The sequence below is a fragment of the Lactobacillus colini genome (genome assembly GCF_017874575.1).
GTDB lineage: Bacteria > Bacillota > Bacilli > Lactobacillales > Lactobacillaceae > Lactobacillus > Lactobacillus colini.
Window position 1 is genome coordinate 1 of the sequence record NZ_JAGGLU010000013.1, and the last position, 14913, is coordinate 14913.

General features: G+C 35.7%; 16 protein-coding genes and 1 pseudogene. 7 read left to right on the top strand and 10 right to left on the bottom strand.

Going from position 1 to position 14913, the window contains the following annotated elements; all coding sequences use genetic code 11:
* Nucleotides 1-110 precede the first annotated feature (110 nt).
* Nucleotides 111-908 (bottom strand): Cof-type HAD-IIB family hydrolase, encoded by a 798-nt coding sequence (locus tag J2Z60_RS09215; RefSeq protein ID WP_245328788.1) that lies wholly within the window; start codon nucleotides 906-908, stop codon nucleotides 111-113.
* Between the two features lie 156 nt (nucleotides 909-1064).
* Between J2Z60_RS09215 and J2Z60_RS09220 the strand changes: the two genes are divergently transcribed.
* From J2Z60_RS09220 to J2Z60_RS09235, 4 genes are all read left to right on the top strand, one after another.
* Nucleotides 1065-2399 carry a ClC family H(+)/Cl(-) exchange transporter gene (locus J2Z60_RS09220; protein WP_209687410.1) on the top strand — a complete coding sequence of 445 codons (1335 nt, stop codon included), beginning with the start codon at nucleotides 1065-1067 and terminating at the stop codon, nucleotides 2397-2399.
* A gap of 300 nt (nucleotides 2400-2699) precedes the next feature.
* Entirely contained in the window at nucleotides 2700-3692 is a 993-nt protein-coding gene (gene trpX, locus J2Z60_RS09225) for a tryptophan ABC transporter substrate-binding protein (RefSeq protein ID WP_209687411.1), read from the top strand.
* Nucleotides 3689-4585 (top strand): ABC transporter permease, encoded by an 897-nt coding sequence (locus tag J2Z60_RS09230; protein WP_209687412.1) that lies wholly within the window; start codon nucleotides 3689-3691, stop codon nucleotides 4583-4585. The genes trpX and J2Z60_RS09230 overlap by 4 nt, the downstream gene beginning before the upstream one ends.
* Nucleotides 4582-5346: an ABC transporter ATP-binding protein gene (locus J2Z60_RS09235; protein WP_209687413.1), complete on the top strand. Its 765-nt coding sequence runs from the start codon at nucleotides 4582-4584 to the stop codon at nucleotides 5344-5346. The genes J2Z60_RS09230 and J2Z60_RS09235 overlap by 4 nt, the downstream gene beginning before the upstream one ends.
* A gap of 193 nt (nucleotides 5347-5539) precedes the next feature.
* Here J2Z60_RS09235 and J2Z60_RS09240 read toward each other — a convergent pair whose 3' ends face one another.
* From J2Z60_RS09240 to J2Z60_RS09255, 4 genes are all read right to left on the bottom strand, one after another.
* The gene (locus J2Z60_RS09240) at nucleotides 5540-6895 is read right to left on the bottom strand and encodes an IS4 family transposase (protein ID WP_342590252.1); all 1356 of its coding nucleotides are present in this window, start codon (nucleotides 6893-6895) and stop codon (nucleotides 5540-5542) included.
* 81 nt (nucleotides 6896-6976) lie between these two features.
* Nucleotides 6977-8275, bottom strand: coding sequence for a replication-associated recombination protein A (locus J2Z60_RS09245; RefSeq protein WP_209687414.1), 1299 nt, complete (start codon nucleotides 8273-8275; stop codon nucleotides 6977-6979).
* A gap of 13 nt (nucleotides 8276-8288) precedes the next feature.
* A complete protein-coding gene (locus J2Z60_RS09250) occupies nucleotides 8289-8756 on the bottom strand; it encodes a pyridoxamine 5'-phosphate oxidase family protein (protein ID WP_209687415.1) in 468 nt (155 codons plus the stop codon).
* Nucleotides 8749-9213 carry an Rrf2 family transcriptional regulator gene (locus tag J2Z60_RS09255; RefSeq protein ID WP_209687416.1) on the bottom strand — a complete coding sequence of 155 codons (465 nt, stop codon included), beginning with the start codon at nucleotides 9211-9213 and terminating at the stop codon, nucleotides 8749-8751. Before J2Z60_RS09255 ends, J2Z60_RS09250 begins: the two co-directional genes overlap by 8 nt.
* Nucleotides 9214-9354: 141 nt before the next feature.
* On the opposite strand from J2Z60_RS09255, the gene J2Z60_RS09260 reads away from it, so the two are divergent.
* Genes J2Z60_RS09260 through J2Z60_RS09270 form a run of 3 tightly spaced genes read left to right on the top strand, consistent with a single transcriptional unit; the run spans nucleotide 9355 to nucleotide 11708 of the window.
* Nucleotides 9355-10278 (top strand): glycine betaine ABC transporter substrate-binding protein, encoded by a 924-nt coding sequence (locus J2Z60_RS09260; protein ID WP_209687417.1) that lies wholly within the window; start codon nucleotides 9355-9357, stop codon nucleotides 10276-10278.
* A 52-nt stretch (nucleotides 10279-10330) separates the two neighbouring features.
* Entirely contained in the window at nucleotides 10331-10981 is a 651-nt protein-coding gene (locus tag J2Z60_RS09265) for an ABC transporter permease (RefSeq protein WP_209687418.1), read from the top strand.
* A complete protein-coding gene (locus J2Z60_RS09270; protein ID WP_209687419.1) occupies nucleotides 10956-11708 on the top strand; it encodes an ABC transporter ATP-binding protein in 753 nt (250 codons plus the stop codon). The genes J2Z60_RS09265 and J2Z60_RS09270 overlap by 26 nt, the downstream gene beginning before the upstream one ends.
* Here J2Z60_RS09270 and tnpC read toward each other — a convergent pair.
* The 5 genes and pseudogenes from tnpC to J2Z60_RS09295 form a co-directional block, all read right to left on the bottom strand.
* Nucleotides 11699-12490: pseudogene (gene tnpC, locus J2Z60_RS09275) on the bottom strand (IS66 family transposase); the annotation flags it as partial. The gene J2Z60_RS09270 and the pseudogene tnpC sit on opposite strands and share 10 nt — an antisense overlap.
* A complete protein-coding gene (locus J2Z60_RS09280) occupies nucleotides 12444-12674 on the bottom strand; it encodes a transposase (protein ID WP_209687420.1) in 231 nt (76 codons plus the stop codon). The pseudogene tnpC and the gene J2Z60_RS09280, both read right to left, overlap by 47 nt.
* A 64-nt stretch (nucleotides 12675-12738) precedes the next feature.
* Nucleotides 12739-13086: an IS66 family insertion sequence element accessory protein TnpB gene (gene tnpB / locus J2Z60_RS09285; RefSeq protein ID WP_209687421.1), complete on the bottom strand. Its 348-nt coding sequence runs from the start codon at nucleotides 13084-13086 to the stop codon at nucleotides 12739-12741.
* On the bottom strand, nucleotides 13083-13259 hold the full coding sequence (locus J2Z60_RS09290) for a hypothetical protein (protein WP_209687422.1): 177 nt from the start codon (nucleotides 13257-13259) through the stop codon (nucleotides 13083-13085). Before J2Z60_RS09290 ends, tnpB begins: the two co-directional genes overlap by 4 nt.
* A gap of 429 nt (nucleotides 13260-13688) precedes the next feature.
* Entirely contained in the window at nucleotides 13689-14903 is a 1215-nt protein-coding gene (locus J2Z60_RS09295) for an ATP-grasp domain-containing protein (RefSeq protein ID WP_209687423.1), read from the bottom strand.
* Nucleotides 14904-14913 lie beyond the last annotated feature (10 nt).

Here is a 14913-nt window from a genome sequence, read left to right on the forward strand (position 1 = left end):
ACTATACTAAAAAATCACACCCCGATGGAATATCGGAATGTGATCTTAAATCAAAACTAAATCAATAATATGTCCTAATTTTAGGGTTCATATCATTGTTGGTCTTTTTATTATTGCAAAATATTCTTTTCGATATATGTTAAAACTCCTTGTCTATTATTAGTGCCAGTAATATGCTTAGCAGCTTTCAAGACATCAGAGCTTGCATTCTCAACAGCAACTCCATCGCCAACTTCTCTGATCATTTCTAAGTCATTATTACCATCGCCAAAGGCTGCCATCTCGTTAAGTGAAATATTTAAAATATTCCCTAATTCTTTTAGACCATTAGCCTTATGAATACCTGGCTGAATAATATCAATATCACCATGACCACTACTAGTTACATCCGCATAAGGAGCAAGTTCTTTTTTAAATAAATCAATGAAGTATTGTGTGTCTTCATCATTACATTGAACCGCAAATTTAACTATTTGATCGTTAATTTCATCAAAATTATTAATTTGCTTTAGATGATGATAGTAAACATACATTCTATTATAGTAATCCTGACCGAATTTTTTTGGTTCGTATGCACTTTGTGCTCCACAAACTAAGAATTGTAACCTATCTTGTTTATCCAAGAATTGTTCAATCTTATTAACTGCTTCATCAGGATAAGCGTGCAAACTATAAATATGATTATTATCCCTAATCAAAGCACCATTTTCAGAAACGTAGATAATATCTGAATATTCTGGAAAAAAGTCTTTTAATTGAAAATATTGGTTACCACTTGCAACTGTAAAACGAATATCTTTTTCTTTCAATTTGCTATAGATTTCTTTAAATCTTGCTTTATCATAAGTATTGTCAGATCTTAAAAAAGTGCCATCCATGTCAACTGCAATCAACTTGGTTCTCATCATTTTATTTACCTCATATCTGATTAATTACAACCATATTTTATCGAAAAAATTATTACTGAAGTATTCATATTTAAAGTAGTTCTACGCTATTTTTAAACATTTTTAGATCATAGTTACACGTGAAACTTAATACTATCTAGAAAGGGAAAAATAACCATGCCATCTGCCAAAAAATTATTAGACCAGCCATTTAGTTCAAATACTTTCAAATTGATTTGGCAGGCAAGTATTATCGGTTTAACTATCGGAATTGTTGTTAGTATTTTTAGATTATTAATTGATCATAGCATCAGCTTGCTATATATCTTGTACCCTTATCTGCGACACCATTTAATTTTGCTGATTCCTTACATTATATCTATCCTATTGGTCGTATTTTTATTAGGAAAAATCATCAAATATAACCCTAAAAATCTATCTGGCTCAGGCATCCCGCAGCTGCAGGCCATGTTAACCAAACAAAACCAAATGCCTTGGTTTCAAATTTTATGGCGTAAGTTTATTGGTTGCTTACTAGCAATGGCACCGGGATTATTCCTAGGGAGAGAAGGTCCTTGTATCCAAATGGGCGCTATGATTGCTCAAGGTTATAGTCAAAATTTATACCGTGCATCAGACAATGATGCGGCAACTCTAATCTACGCTGGTATTGCGGCTGGCTTAAGTGCAGCTGTAAGTGCGCCCTTAGCTGGAGTATTCTTTTTATTCGAAGAAATTACTCATTCTTTTAAGTCTAAAATCATTACAGCTGCCCTAGCAGCTGCTACTTGCTCTGACTTAGTCACTATTTTGTTCTTCGGAACCAAGCCTTGTCTTTATCTGCCAATTACCCATAATCTTCCTGTTACTTCATATTGGTCATTAATCTTGGTCGGAATGGCGGCTGGAATTTTAGCTTATGTTTATCAATGGTCATTATTAAATTCAAGATGGCTCTTTAGTAAGCTTAAAGTCATACCAACTATCTACCACAGTATTATTCCTATGGTCTTAATTATTCCAATTGGATTAATCTACCCTCATTCTCTAGGTGGCTCACATATGTTAATTGACATTATCTTCCATAATCCTAAGATTGTTCAAGTTGAAGAATTAGGTAATTTAACTTGGTTATTGATCCCGATTATCTTCGCAATAATTAGGTTTATCTTTTCAATGCTATCATCTACTAGCTCCGTTCCCGGTGGGATCTTTATGCCGACTATGGTCTTAGGAGCCTTATTAGGATTAATTGCGGCAACTATCCTAATCCATCTAGGCTTAATTCCGCCAAACACTTATACTAATATTATTGTTGTTTCAATGACTGCTTATCTCGCCGCTTGCCTACATGCGCCAATTACAGCAATTATCCTACTAACAGAAATGATCGGCACCGTTGAACAAGTCCTTCCCATGATTATTACTGTCTTTATTGCCTATATTGTACTGTCTACTTTAGGTGGTAAGCCACTGTATACTGCTATTAGAAAGCAAATGAATTTTAAATAAAAGTTGACAAAACATTAAAGAAATACTTATAATCTTAATTAATAAGACTATGAAAGGAGAATTACTATGACTTACGCAATGTTAGAAATGAATAGTTGGTGGCAAAACTAGCACTGGGGTTATTTCTGATTTGCGTTGCAACAGATATGACCCAACCGTCATATCTGTGCTGGTAATTCTTAGCAATCACTTAAACCCGCACAGATTTCAAGAACCTGCGCGGGTTTTGCTTTTTTTTGAGGCACGACCTGTTTTAGCAGGTGGTGTCCTTTTTTTATTTAAATTTAGAAAGAAAAAATCATGAAAAAACTAATTGCAACAATTATTGCCTTATTTACCTTCCTAGTGATCGCATTCTTTGTAGAAAATAAGCAAAAAAACGATAGCCTAGCTACACCGACTGTCGGTATCTTACAAACTATGAGCCACCCTTCCTTAGATGAAATTCACCGCGGAATTATCTCCGGCTTAAAACAGGCTGGCTATTCAAATAATAAAAATATCAAAATTGAATTTGAAAATGCTCAAGGCGACCAAAGTAATCTTAAATCAATGAGTGACCGCTTCCTGCAACATAACGCCAAGGTCGTGATTGGAATTGCCACTCCAGCCGTTCAGTCATTAGCTAACGAGCCAGGCAAGACTCCGGTAATCATGGGGGCTGTCAGTGACCCAACTGGAACAGGCTTAGTTAAATCGCTTAATCAGCCAGGCGGAAAAGTTACCGGTGTCAAGGACCGCGAACCTATCAAGCAACAATTAAGTCTAATTAAGACCTTTATGCCCAATATTAAAGACATCGGCGTTGTCTACACCTCTAGTGATGATTCTTCAACTTCTGAGTTTAAAGAGTTTAAATCTTTAGCCCAAAAGGATGGTATAAATGTCCATGCTTACACGATTACATCAACTAATGATATTGAACAAGTCGCTCAAACCATGGCTGGTAGAGTGCAAGCTGTTTATGTACCAACTGATAATACTGTCGCTTCCGGCTTCTCTAGCCTGGTTAAGGCAACTAATAGTGCCAAAATTCCTATCTTTCCCGCAGTCGATTCAATGGTAAAGAGCGGCGGAATTGCAACAGTCGCGGTCAGCCAATTCGATATGGGGGTCTTAACTGGTAAGATGGCAGCTAAGATTCTCAAGGGACAAGATCCAGCAACTACGCCAGTTGAAACAGTTAATAGCTTTGCTACCGTAGTTAATGAAAAGGCAGCCCAAAAATTAAACATTCACATACCACAATCAATTATCAACCAAGCTAAAAAGAAAGGAAGTATCATTAAATGAGCCTTATTACATCTACAATCGGCCAAGGCTTACTCTGGGGCATTCTTGGTCTAGGACTATATCTAACATTTAGAATTTTGAACATTGCGGATATGACAGTCGAGGGGACCTTTCCTTTTGGAGCAGCAATTTGTGTTAGTGCAATTGTTCATGGTGTCAATCCTGTTCTCGCTACTATTCTTTCATTTATTGCGGGGATGGTTACTGGAGCTATTAGCGGCTTACTCTACACTAAGGGCAAGATCCCAGTCCTATTAGCTGGGATCTTAACAATGACCGGAATTTATTCGGTTAATTTACATGTCCTGGGTAAAGCTAATGTAGGATTACTAAATAATCAAACTTTATTTAATAGTAAGTTTTTGACTGATTTGCCAGATGGCTTCTCTAGTGTAGTAGTTGGGTTATTATTTGCAATTTTGTTAGTAATTTTAGTAGCTATCTTCTTAAATACTGATCTAGGCCAGAGCTTTATCGCGACTGGCGATAATGAAAAAATGGCCCGCTCACTTGGAATTAATACTGACAATATGAAGATTCTGGGGCTAATGATCTCAAACGGACTAATCGGCTTAAGTGGTGGTCTAATTGCCCAAAACAGTGGCTATGCTGATGTCAATATGGGAATTGGAACAATTGTTATTGGACTGGCTGCAATTATTATCAGCGAAGTTGCTTATCGCGATATTAGCCTCACTGCCCGCCTAGTGGCAGTCGTAGTTGGCAGTATTCTTTACCGCTTCGTACTCTTAATTGTGCTTCAACTGGGCTTTAGCACTAATGACTTCAAGCTTCTTTCAGCAATTATTCTCGCTATCTGCTTAATGTTGCCATTATTAGAAAAGAAATTCCATTTAAGAAAAGCTATCAAGAAAGGGACTGATAGGCCATGAACAAGGCAATTTTAGAACTAAAGAATATCTCAACTACCGTAAATCCTGGTACTAAAGACGAAAAGAAGATACTTAAAAATATCAATTTAATGCTTAATGATGGTGATTTTGTAACCTTACTGGGAACTAACGGTGCTGGCAAGTCTACTTTATTAAATGTAATTAATGGATCAATTATTCCAAGTTCAGGTAGTATCTACTTAAAAGATAAAGATATCACTAACTTAAGTGAAGTCAAACGTGCTAAATTCATCGCACAGGTCTTCCAAGATCCTAAGCTGGGAACAGCTCCGCGAATGACCGTAGCTGAGAACTTATTATTAGCAACTAAACGCGGTCAAAGACGTAGCCTGCACTTACGCGGCCTAGATAAGCAACTTCCTAAATTCAAAAAAGAAACTGCTAAATTGCCCAATGGGCTTAACCAGCGGCTCAATACCTTCGCCGGTAACTTATCTGGTGGTCAAAGGCAAACCTTGAGCTTCTTAATGGCAACAATTAAGCGCCCTGACCTACTTCTATTAGATGAACATACCGCAGCACTTGATCCTAATACTAGCCGTGACTTGCTAGAATTGACCGACCAAGTTGTTAGAGAACAAAAGTTAACCTGCATCATGATTACTCACCAGCTTAAAGATGCACTCCACTACGGCAATCGCACTATTGTCTTGAAAGATGGTCAAGTTGTCTTAGATGCTGTAGGTCACGAACGTGATAAGTTAACCGAAGCTGATATTTTGAAGTTTTTTGCTAATTAAAAAGATCTCATATTAAAAGGCTTGCAAGCTATAAAACCAATGTCATTAAGTTAAGATCTTGACAACGTAAACTATGTATTAAAAAACACTTATTTGATATAAAAGTATCAAGTAAGTGTTTTTGTGTCTCTAAGATTGAAATTTCGAGCATATCAAATAAGCTTAAAATGTCTAAATTTTTAAGCTATACAAACTAAGCTACACGATATATAAAGTATACTGGCCCCTTTGGTTTAAGGTTTCTCTGATCTTTTCTTCCTGGACGCACCGGTACAACATAATAACCAATTTCAATCAATATTCGCTCATAGTTTACCTTTGAGAAAAGTCCATATCTTTTATGAACGACTACGCATGACATTTTAAAGTTGATTAAATAATCATACTTAGATTTCGTTTGCGGTATGCATACTTGAGCATTGATCCGACTGACAATATTAAACATAATTATATGTGCCCACAATTCCATTTCAATAAATTTATCCTGCTTTGAATGAAACTGAACACTACCGATATCGTATTTTAATTTTCTAAATGAACTCTCAATGCCCCAACGAAGATGATAAAGCTCTTTCATTTTTTGCAGAGGAAATTCTTCGGGACTAAGGTTAGTTACTAATACTTCCCATTCTTCTTTGCTGGATTCCGCATTATTAATTCTAAATTTACAGACTCTAAACTTTACAATGCAAATATCTTCAAAATCCCAATTTGCATCTCTAGTGTTTTTGGATCTTTGCTTGATATATTGCTTCTTATAGTGACTTACTCTATGAATAGTCTCTATATTTTTATGGGTTTCATAGTAATGGCCGGAGCAAGTTACCTTGCAATTTAAGCAAAGATCACATTCTTGAGCGGGTAAACTTTTAATTTCTTTGATCGCTCCTTCGCCAACTTTACTTCTGATTACATAAAAGCAATCTTTAATCCGATTACAATTCTCAATTAGATTAAAGCTGAAATATCCTCGATCCATTGTGCTAATAGTTGGCCCTGATTGTTTTCTTTTGAGCATTTTAATGGCTGCAGTGCGTTCGTCAATTTTGTTTTTGGGTTGTAGTACCGCATCTTGATAAGTGTTGTTGAGCACATAATAACTTGCATTAAGGTGAATTTGGCAATATTTTTTATAATCATTATTTTTAGAAGAGCTGACAATATTTTGAGAGTCTGGATTCCATGGCTGATTAAAATCAGACCCGTCGATAGCTAATAGACGGTATTTATCGTTCAATAGCTGTAAATCATTTTGTTCTTGATTAAAGGCATGAAAAATATGTTCAAAACATGCTGGTGATAATTTAGCTTTTTGTTGGACATAAGCTGAAGCGGATACTAAATCTTCAGCATCTGAAAAGGCATCATAAAGCTCCTTGTCTAAGCTGTTTCCTTGCATATTGATAGTAGTTTTAAGCATCTTAAATGCGTCAAGTTTACGTGTTCTTGTAAATGCATGAGCATCGTCAATATAATCGTGAATATTGTCAGCAGTTTCTTTAATTACTTGGTCAATTTTATCCAAAACATTTAACTTTTTAGTGTCCACTTTTGTCCTCAAATCATAGTAAATTAAAAAGCAAAGTTCCATCAAAAACGGAATTTTGCTTTTTCATATTTGTAAAACAAATTAATGTTTCTTCTTGAAGTTGTGATCAAATACTGTAGCAGTATTGCCTTCTTTAAAAGGTTTCTCGTAAATATATTCAAATAGTTTTTGATAGCGTTTGTAATATCTTTGATCTCCCTCAGTATCTCTTGGAACAAAATAATGATGTCCTACCAAATCCTGTGGAAGATAAGCTTGCTTAGCAACTTGGAATGGTTCATCAAACATGTTATACATCTGTCCAGCATTGCGAATTTCAGTGGCACCTTGATAGTGCGTATCTCGCAAATAGTCTGGCATTAGATGATTAGCAGGATTAGCCGCATCTTTTTTAGATCGTTCATAAGCTTGAAGTGCCGCATCACTTTTGGGACTTAAACAAAATAATATAGTTGCTAGAGCTAAGTGAGTTGAAGCACGTGGCAAACCAATTTCTAAAGCAGTATTAGCAAGATTAATAATTGTATTTATGGTTTGAGTAGAGGCTAAGCCAATATCAATCGCTACTGCATCTTTGATTCGTCTTACTACTGTTTCAAGATCACCAGCTTCTAGAATAACTGCTAAATAATATAGAGCTGCATCGGTATCCGATCCTTCAAGGGAATCAGAGTAAGCAGAAAGATAATCATAATGTTCAGTTGCATCTTTATCCATTGAAAAGTGTTGCTGTTTAGCAAAATCTTGAATAATTTTATCAGTTAAACCATCTGGATGCATGGCATTCAATGTTTCTAATATATTTAAAGCTACACGAGTATCGCCATTACTGTAGTTAGCAATATAATGTGCCTGTTTAGCTGATAAAGAGAATGATAAAAAAGTTTTAGCTGCTTTTTGCAAAACTGGTTCAATATCAGAACTAGCTAAATGATTAAATTCAAAAATCTGACAACGAGAACGAATTGCCGGAACAATCGACATAACAGGGTTTTCAGTAGTTGTGCCAACTAATAAAACATTGCCATTTTCTAAATATGGTAAAAGATAATCTTGAACTGGTTTAGTCAAACGATGGATCTCATCAAGCAATAGGACAAAGTTTTCACTAGGATGCTTTTCGATTAGCTTTCGTAATTGAGCTTTATTTTCAAATGAAGCATTGAACTTCTCAAATGAAACCTTCAAAGTATTTGACATTACTTGAGCTAGTGTTGTTTTGCCCGTTCCAGGAGGACCCCAAAGAATTAAACTGATAGGAATGTGTTTAGTAATTATCTCGTACAGTGGCCTACCAGGAGCTAATAAGTGCTTTTGACCGACCATTTCCGATAAAGTTTGTGGTCGCATCAAATCTGCGAGAGGTTTTTTAATTGTCATTTTTAATTTCTAATTAAAATTTGTAAGCTTTCTGAAAAATTGGTTGTTGGCGTAAATCATAGATAGACCCGTTAATAGGAGTAATTGCAAATACGCGTAAAATTTCTTTTCTTTCAGAGTGATTGGCAGAAATTTGTTCCATTTCAGGGTGTGTTGCAAAAATTTGGTCTAAATATTTTTGATCAACTTCTTCAGCAATACCATTTAAGGTAAAACCGACACTATCCAAAGTTTCGTTTCCCTTTAAAGCTGTAATTGAAATACGTGGATGATTCTTTAAACGTTGGTAAAAAGCTTTTTGATAAGTAGTTGAAAACAGCAATTTATCTTCAACCTTTAATTCGATGTCAGCAACATTAGTAAAAGGATCGCCATTTTTATCAACCGTACCAAAAACAACAGATTGAAAACTATCAACAATTAGAGACAAAAATTCGTCTTTAGTTAAATTGTTGGTGAGTGCCGGGACAGCTTTACGCATTGTTTTCATCCTCTTTCTTTAAATACTCTTTTTCTTTTTGTTTAACCAAGATTGTATCAACTACATCTGCTAAAGTAATTTCATTTAATTTAGCCTTAGCGGCAGTCTCGGCTTGATTATAAAATTCCGCTAAAGTTGGCTGAATATTTCCACCCACAGGGCAAGCTGGATTAGTTTTATGATCAATTTCAAATAGTGGCTTATCTTTTTCAATAGTTAGATAAACATCTAACAGTGAAATTTGATCAAGTGGTTTAGACACTTTAGGATCGGCTGCACCGTGGCGAGTTTCTAACAAACCACCTCTTCTTAAATCTACCATTAATCGACGAACCATCACTGGTGAGGTTTCAATGCTTCCGGCAATATTTTCGCTAGTTAGAGGCATCTTGCCTTGGAAGATATGAACAAAAGCCAAAAGATGAATTGAATCGCTAAATCTAGTTGAAACTTTCATACTAATACCTACTTTCTTTACATTGTAATTATACAAGATACAAATAATTTTATCAAATCATTGACGATCCAATTTATAGGGTATATATTGTTTCTTGCAATCAAAAAAAGTGTAATTTGTATTATTACATCAGGAGGAAATATGAGCAATAAGAAGAAAACATGGTCAATCGTTGGGATTATCGTAATTATCGTTGCAATTATTGCAGCACTTGCTTGGCCTAAGGGAAGCAATAACAATTCTACTTCAGTTAAAAAATCCAGTACGCCAATCACTATTGGGTCAAAGAACTTTACTGAAAGCAAAGTCGTTATGCAAATTTGGGCTGATGCACTTAAGAAGGAAGGCTATAACGTTAAAACTAAACCCAATATTGCCAGCTCAGTTGTTTATAAGGCAATTAATTCTGGACAAATTGACCTTTACCCTGAATATACTGGAACTATCGCTTTAGCATACTTAAAGGCACATATTGTAGGTAAAACACCTGCTCAAATCGCTAAAATTGCCAAAGACGGAGTTGCTAAGAAGAATCTTACTACTTTAGCTTACGCACCTGGTAATGATGCACAAGGTATTGCCATTAGAACTTCTGTAGCTAAGAAGTACGGTATCAAGACAATTAGTGACTTACAAAAGAAGGCAAATAAGATTCGGTTTGCTTCACAAGGTGAATTTGATAAACGTGAAGATGGTATCCCAGGTCTTGAAAAAGTTTATGGCAAGTTTAACTTTAAGAGTGAAAAAGTTTATGATCCAAGTTTGAAGTATAAGGTTTTGGCACGTGGCGATGGTGATATTACTCCAGCTTCAACTACTGAAGGGCAACTTGCCACTAAAGATTTCTTTGCTTTAAAAGATGATAAAAACTTCTGGCCTGCTTATAATTTAGTGCCATTAGTTCGCAATAAGACTTTAAAAGAAAATCCTGGTATCAAGAAAGTCTTGAATAAGCTTGACAAAAAGTTGACTACCAAAGAATTGACTTTGCTTAATAAGAAAGTTGACGTTGATGGCAAGAGCTACCAAACAGTTGCCGCTGAATGGGTCAAAAAGAATTATTAGTAAAAATGGTTCAGTTAACAAGCTGAGCCTTTTTTGCTAGAAAGGACAAATTGTGATCACGCAAATTATTAACTATTTTCAAACCAGTTCTGGAGAATATTGGATAGCTGTGGGACAGCATTTGTATATTAGTTTTTTATCTTTATTTATTGCCTTAATTATTGCTTTTCCACTAGGATATTTAGGTTCTAAGAATAAGATAGTTTCGGTATTTTGTCAGACTTTTGCACAAGTTTTAAGAATTATCCCTAGCTTGGCTCTTTTATTTATTTTAATTCCCTACATTGGTACTGGTGTATTGCCAGCCTTAATTGCCCTAGTGGTTTTAGCATTACCACCATTAGTCGTGAATATTATTTTAGGTTTTAATGAAGTCCCTGATGTTTATAGCGAAGTTGGCCTTTCTCTAGGCATGAGTGACTTTCAACTATTAAAACAGATATCTTTGCCATTGGCATTACCTTATATTTTAAACGGAATAAAGTTAGCCCTAGTTGAGGTCATCGCCAGTGCCAGTTTAGCTGCATATATTGGAGCTGGTGGTTTAGGTAATCTAATCATGACCGGTCTAGGATTATATAAGATGCAGTATGTTGTAATTGGTGGAGTCAGTGTCGCATTATTATCACTTCTTTCGATGCTTATTTTCGATTTTATTATTAAAAAGGTGGAAAACAATGACCAAAGAAATTATCAAGTTTAATCATGTAAATAAAAAATTCGGCAAAAATGAAGTAATCAAAGATCTATCATTTTCAATCAATGAAGGTGAATTTATCACAGTCCTGGGTTCATCAGGATCTGGGAAAACCACTACTTTAAAAATGATAAACGGCTTAGAAACACCAACTGCTGGTCAAATTATTGTTAATAATGAAGACTTAAAAAATGCCAATTTAGTTGAACTGCGTCGCCATATTGGCTATGTAGTGCAATCAATTGGTCTTTTTCCACATATGACTATTAGTCAAAATATTGCCGTAACTCCTAAATTGCTCGGATGGGATCAAAAGAAAATTGATTTGAAGGTTAAGGATTTGCTTGAAATTGTCGGTTTAGATAATGAAGAATACGCTAAACGCTATCCGACTCAGCTTTCCGGCGGCCAGCAGCAGCGTGTTGGTGTGGCACGTGCTTTGTCAACTAATCCACCGTTGATGTTATTTGACGAACCTTTTTCTGCGCTTGATGCCATTACTAGGCAAAATCTGCAGCACGAAGTTAAAGCTTTACACCAAAAATTGGCTAAGAAAACCTTTTTCTTCGTTACGCATGACATCAATGAAGCTTTGTATTTGGGCGATCGAGTAATGGTGATGAATCATGGTCAGATTGAACAATTTGATACGCCAGATAAAGTAGCAAATCACCCGGCAACCAAATATGTAAAAGATTTAATTGGTACGATTAGAGAAAATCAGGCTTCATGAAACTTTCTTCTAACATGAGCCCAGCAGCCAACTAAGGTCGCTTTAGGCAATTGTTCATAAGCCTGCCACATATCACAGTGCAGGTAACCAGGATACTTTCCTAAAAAATCAAGTGCCACTTGGCCACTCCGGGAAGGATTATGATGATACAGCGTAATCCCGTATCGATCATGTTTGCCAGATAAGAAGACCCAATAATAGGTCTTGATCGTTTCACTTTCTAGAACAGTATAATAAGTTTCATCGGCATGCAGGATCGGCCGCGCTAACAGCTTTTGCTTAAGCAGATTATATACTGCTTCAAAGTAATATTCGCTGCTTTTCAATTTCCAGCAATTTAACAGCTGTCTGGAAACTTCGAGACCTAGCTTGCGCCAGTAACTTTCCTGGCGGTAATCTGGTACTTTCATTTCATATTTTTGATAAAGTGAATGAGCAATGAGTGAAGCTGAACCCAGGCCATGATTCAGAGGAGCCTTAGGTACTGCAGCTTTAATGATCTTATCGCTAAAATTTCTTTGGCTACAGTATTGGCATTTATAAGCATGTTGGATATGATCTAGCCTTTTAAGCTGAGCTGGGATAAACAATAATTCTTGTCGAACTGGCTGCTTGCCAATCTCAGTGAGTTCATAATGGCAATCAGGACAATGCTTGTCGCCTAATTCATGATGAACTTCTTCAGCCGGAAGGGCTGCCAGTAAGTCGGCACGCTTTCTTTTATGCTTTTTCCTTTTATAAGTAATAGTCTGAACGGCGGCGTCGGGGACGTTCTCCGTCATCTTGAGCATCAGGTTCATCAAATAAACTGGTTTGACCATTCAAAGGCATTTGTTCTGAAGATTTGCCGTAACGCTTTTGTGTTAAGTAAGCTACTTGTTCACGGAGGAGCTTGATTTCATCAGTTAAGTTTTGAATCGTAGTTGCTTGTTGGGCAATAATCCTTTCCAAATTTTCTTGTGACATAATTTAAACTTCCTCCTAAATTTGTTAGTTAAAAGAATATCAAAAAAGCGTGCGATGTCAAGTGTTAGTAGAATCCGCGCGCTTTCGTGTTCTTTATTTTTGGACTAATTGAAAAGCCCTTCATTAACCAATCAACCTGCTTAGAGGATAAAGCTTGAACTTCATTTTGATTCCTAGGCCAGCTCATTTTGCCATTTTCAAATCTTTTATAGAGTAGCCAGAACCCTTGTCCGTCCCAATAAAGGGCCTTGAAGCGACCCTTGCTTCCACCGCAGAAGAGAAAGACTTTGCCACTAAAAGGGTCAAGCTCAAACTGTTCTTTTACTAAAGTTGCTAGGCCATCAATGCCTTTGCGCAGATCGGTCTTGCCACAAACGATATAAACCTGACCCAAGTCACTGAGCCTAATCATGACAATACTTTCTCAAGGAGTTTATTCATGATTTCAGGATCTAAACTACTGTAGAAGTTCAACTCTAAGTCGTTTTTCTTTAAAGTAAGCAAAAGATTATTACGTGGTGGCCGAGTTTTCTTGGACCTAACTGGATGATTTAGAGCCACAATTGGCTGTTGTTTTTCGATCATATTCTTAACCTCCATTAAATTGATGAGATTAGAATACTTGAAAAACCGGGGCTAAAACAGATACCCAATTATTTGACGCTTACGCTTAAAAAACAGAATCTGTGCTATGCCTTATTTGTTGTACGAAAAAAGCACCAATTTAACCAATTAAATGTTAAATCAGTGCTTTAAAAGTCTAATATTAATTGTCACTGTCTTAACTTAATGACATTGCATTTTGAATAGGGCTAAAAAGTCTGAAGATTAAATCCAACGTCTTAACCTATGACACTGATCATAGTTGCTAGACTTTTTTATAAACTTAGAGCTCTCTAGTTGGTACGTTATGTGAATATAACTGTATTATACAATGTCTTATTGTACTGATTATATCCAACCGCTCATCCTTACACATAAAATTGTGTATCTACACCCTGATAATTTACCCCTCTATCGATATTTCACAGTTCTCAAGAACCAATCTTCTAAATTCAAAATTTCATGTTCCAAAGATGCATTAGTATCGGCGTGTAATTCAACCGAAGCCAAAGCCTGAACTGAAGTATGTCCCATATCGTATCGATTACCAATTTTTGCATATACTTCATATAGATCAATATCATCACTAGGAATTTTATCAGGCATATATGTTAATTCACCTTTTTGTGGTGTTACAAGTAAAAAACCTCGGGGCTTATCCCATTCTAATAAGCCTTTATGATTGAATGAAGCACCACTTTCGGCTTTTAAGTACTCTCCCAATAAGTTAAAACCAAACTCTCTATCAATAGTATCTAGAATCTTTCCACCTCCAAACCGAATAGCAATTTCATTAAAGAAGATTCCATTTTCATTTTTAAATGTTTCAAGATGAATAATGCAGTTTTCAGGGAGTGGCATCAGCATGCATGCTTTCTTTCCAAAAGAAAGCATCTCTTGTGACTCTTTAGATTTACTTTGTAAAAACATGCTGGCAGTAGATTGACCCTGTTGGAAAGCCAAAGGAGTATGAATATACTTAGCTACAGACATATAGCGAAGCTGCCCTTGAGTATAAAGGCCATCAATATGGTAGACATTTCCAGATACAAAAGTTTCTATAATTGCATGTTCAAAATACTTTTTATCCAAATTTTCAAGCTCTGATAAACTCTTAATCACAAAAGTGTCCCTAGACCCCGCACCATCAATTGGTTTAATAACATATGGATAATTCGAATCTGTTCTTTTAATAAATTCAAGTGCTTCAAAAAAAGAATTAACTTTGCTATCTTCTGCAACTTGAATTCCATTTCTTCGCATTAATTTTTTCATTTTATGTTTATTTCTAAATAGCACAGCTGAGGAGGGACGCAATCCTTCAATATTCAAACATTCTCTGGCCCAAGAAATTCTGATAACTTCTTCTTCTCTCAAGGAAATCAGTTTTCCAATTTTCTTAGTTTTACTAAAATTAAAAATAAATTTTTCAATTTCATTTGAATTATACCAGTCATTAATTTTTACCAATTTGATATCTGATCTACCTGATAAATTTTGCTGAAATTCATCAAAATGATGCGCTTTAACAACAAAATAATATTGATTACCTAGACCTTCTGGCAGCCATTTTTCTGGTTTCATATAGTCATGTCCCAGACCACCAATTATAATAATATTTTTCATTATCTTCTCC

Bases quoted from the DNA above. Each gene is read 5' to 3' on its own strand.
- J2Z60_RS09215 (WP_245328788.1), bottom strand. From the start codon at position 908: ATGATGAGAACCAAGTTGATTGCAGTTGACATGGATGGCACTTTTTTA.
- tnpB (WP_209687421.1), bottom strand. From the start codon at position 13,086: ATGATTAGGCTCAGTGACTTGGGTCAGGTTTATATCGTTTGTGGCAAG.
- J2Z60_RS09295 (WP_209687423.1), bottom strand. From the start codon at position 14,903: ATGAAAAATATTATTATAATTGGTGGTCTGGGACATGACTATATGAAA.
- J2Z60_RS09260 (WP_209687417.1), top strand. From the start codon at position 9,355: ATGAGCAATAAGAAGAAAACATGGTCAATCGTTGGGATTATCGTAATT.
- J2Z60_RS09245 (WP_209687414.1), bottom strand. From the start codon at position 8,275: ATGACAATTAAAAAACCTCTCGCAGATTTGATGCGACCACAAACTTTA.
- J2Z60_RS09270 (WP_209687419.1), top strand. From the start codon at position 10,956: ATGACCAAAGAAATTATCAAGTTTAATCATGTAAATAAAAAATTCGGC.
- J2Z60_RS09280 (WP_209687420.1), bottom strand. From the start codon at position 12,674: ATGTCACAAGAAAATTTGGAAAGGATTATTGCCCAACAAGCAACTACG.
- J2Z60_RS09290 (WP_209687422.1), bottom strand. From the start codon at position 13,259: ATGATCGAAAAACAACAGCCAATTGTGGCTCTAAATCATCCAGTTAGG.
- J2Z60_RS09250 (WP_209687415.1), bottom strand. From the start codon at position 8,756: ATGCGTAAAGCTGTCCCGGCACTCACCAACAATTTAACTAAAGACGAA.
- J2Z60_RS09230 (WP_209687412.1), top strand. From the start codon at position 3,689: ATGAGCCTTATTACATCTACAATCGGCCAAGGCTTACTCTGGGGCATT.
- J2Z60_RS09255 (WP_209687416.1), bottom strand. From the start codon at position 9,213: ATGAAAGTTTCAACTAGATTTAGCGATTCAATTCATCTTTTGGCTTTT.
- J2Z60_RS09220 (WP_209687410.1), top strand. From the start codon at position 1,065: ATGCCATCTGCCAAAAAATTATTAGACCAGCCATTTAGTTCAAATACT.
- J2Z60_RS09235 (WP_209687413.1), top strand. From the start codon at position 4,582: ATGAACAAGGCAATTTTAGAACTAAAGAATATCTCAACTACCGTAAAT.
- trpX (WP_209687411.1), top strand. From the start codon at position 2,700: ATGAAAAAACTAATTGCAACAATTATTGCCTTATTTACCTTCCTAGTG.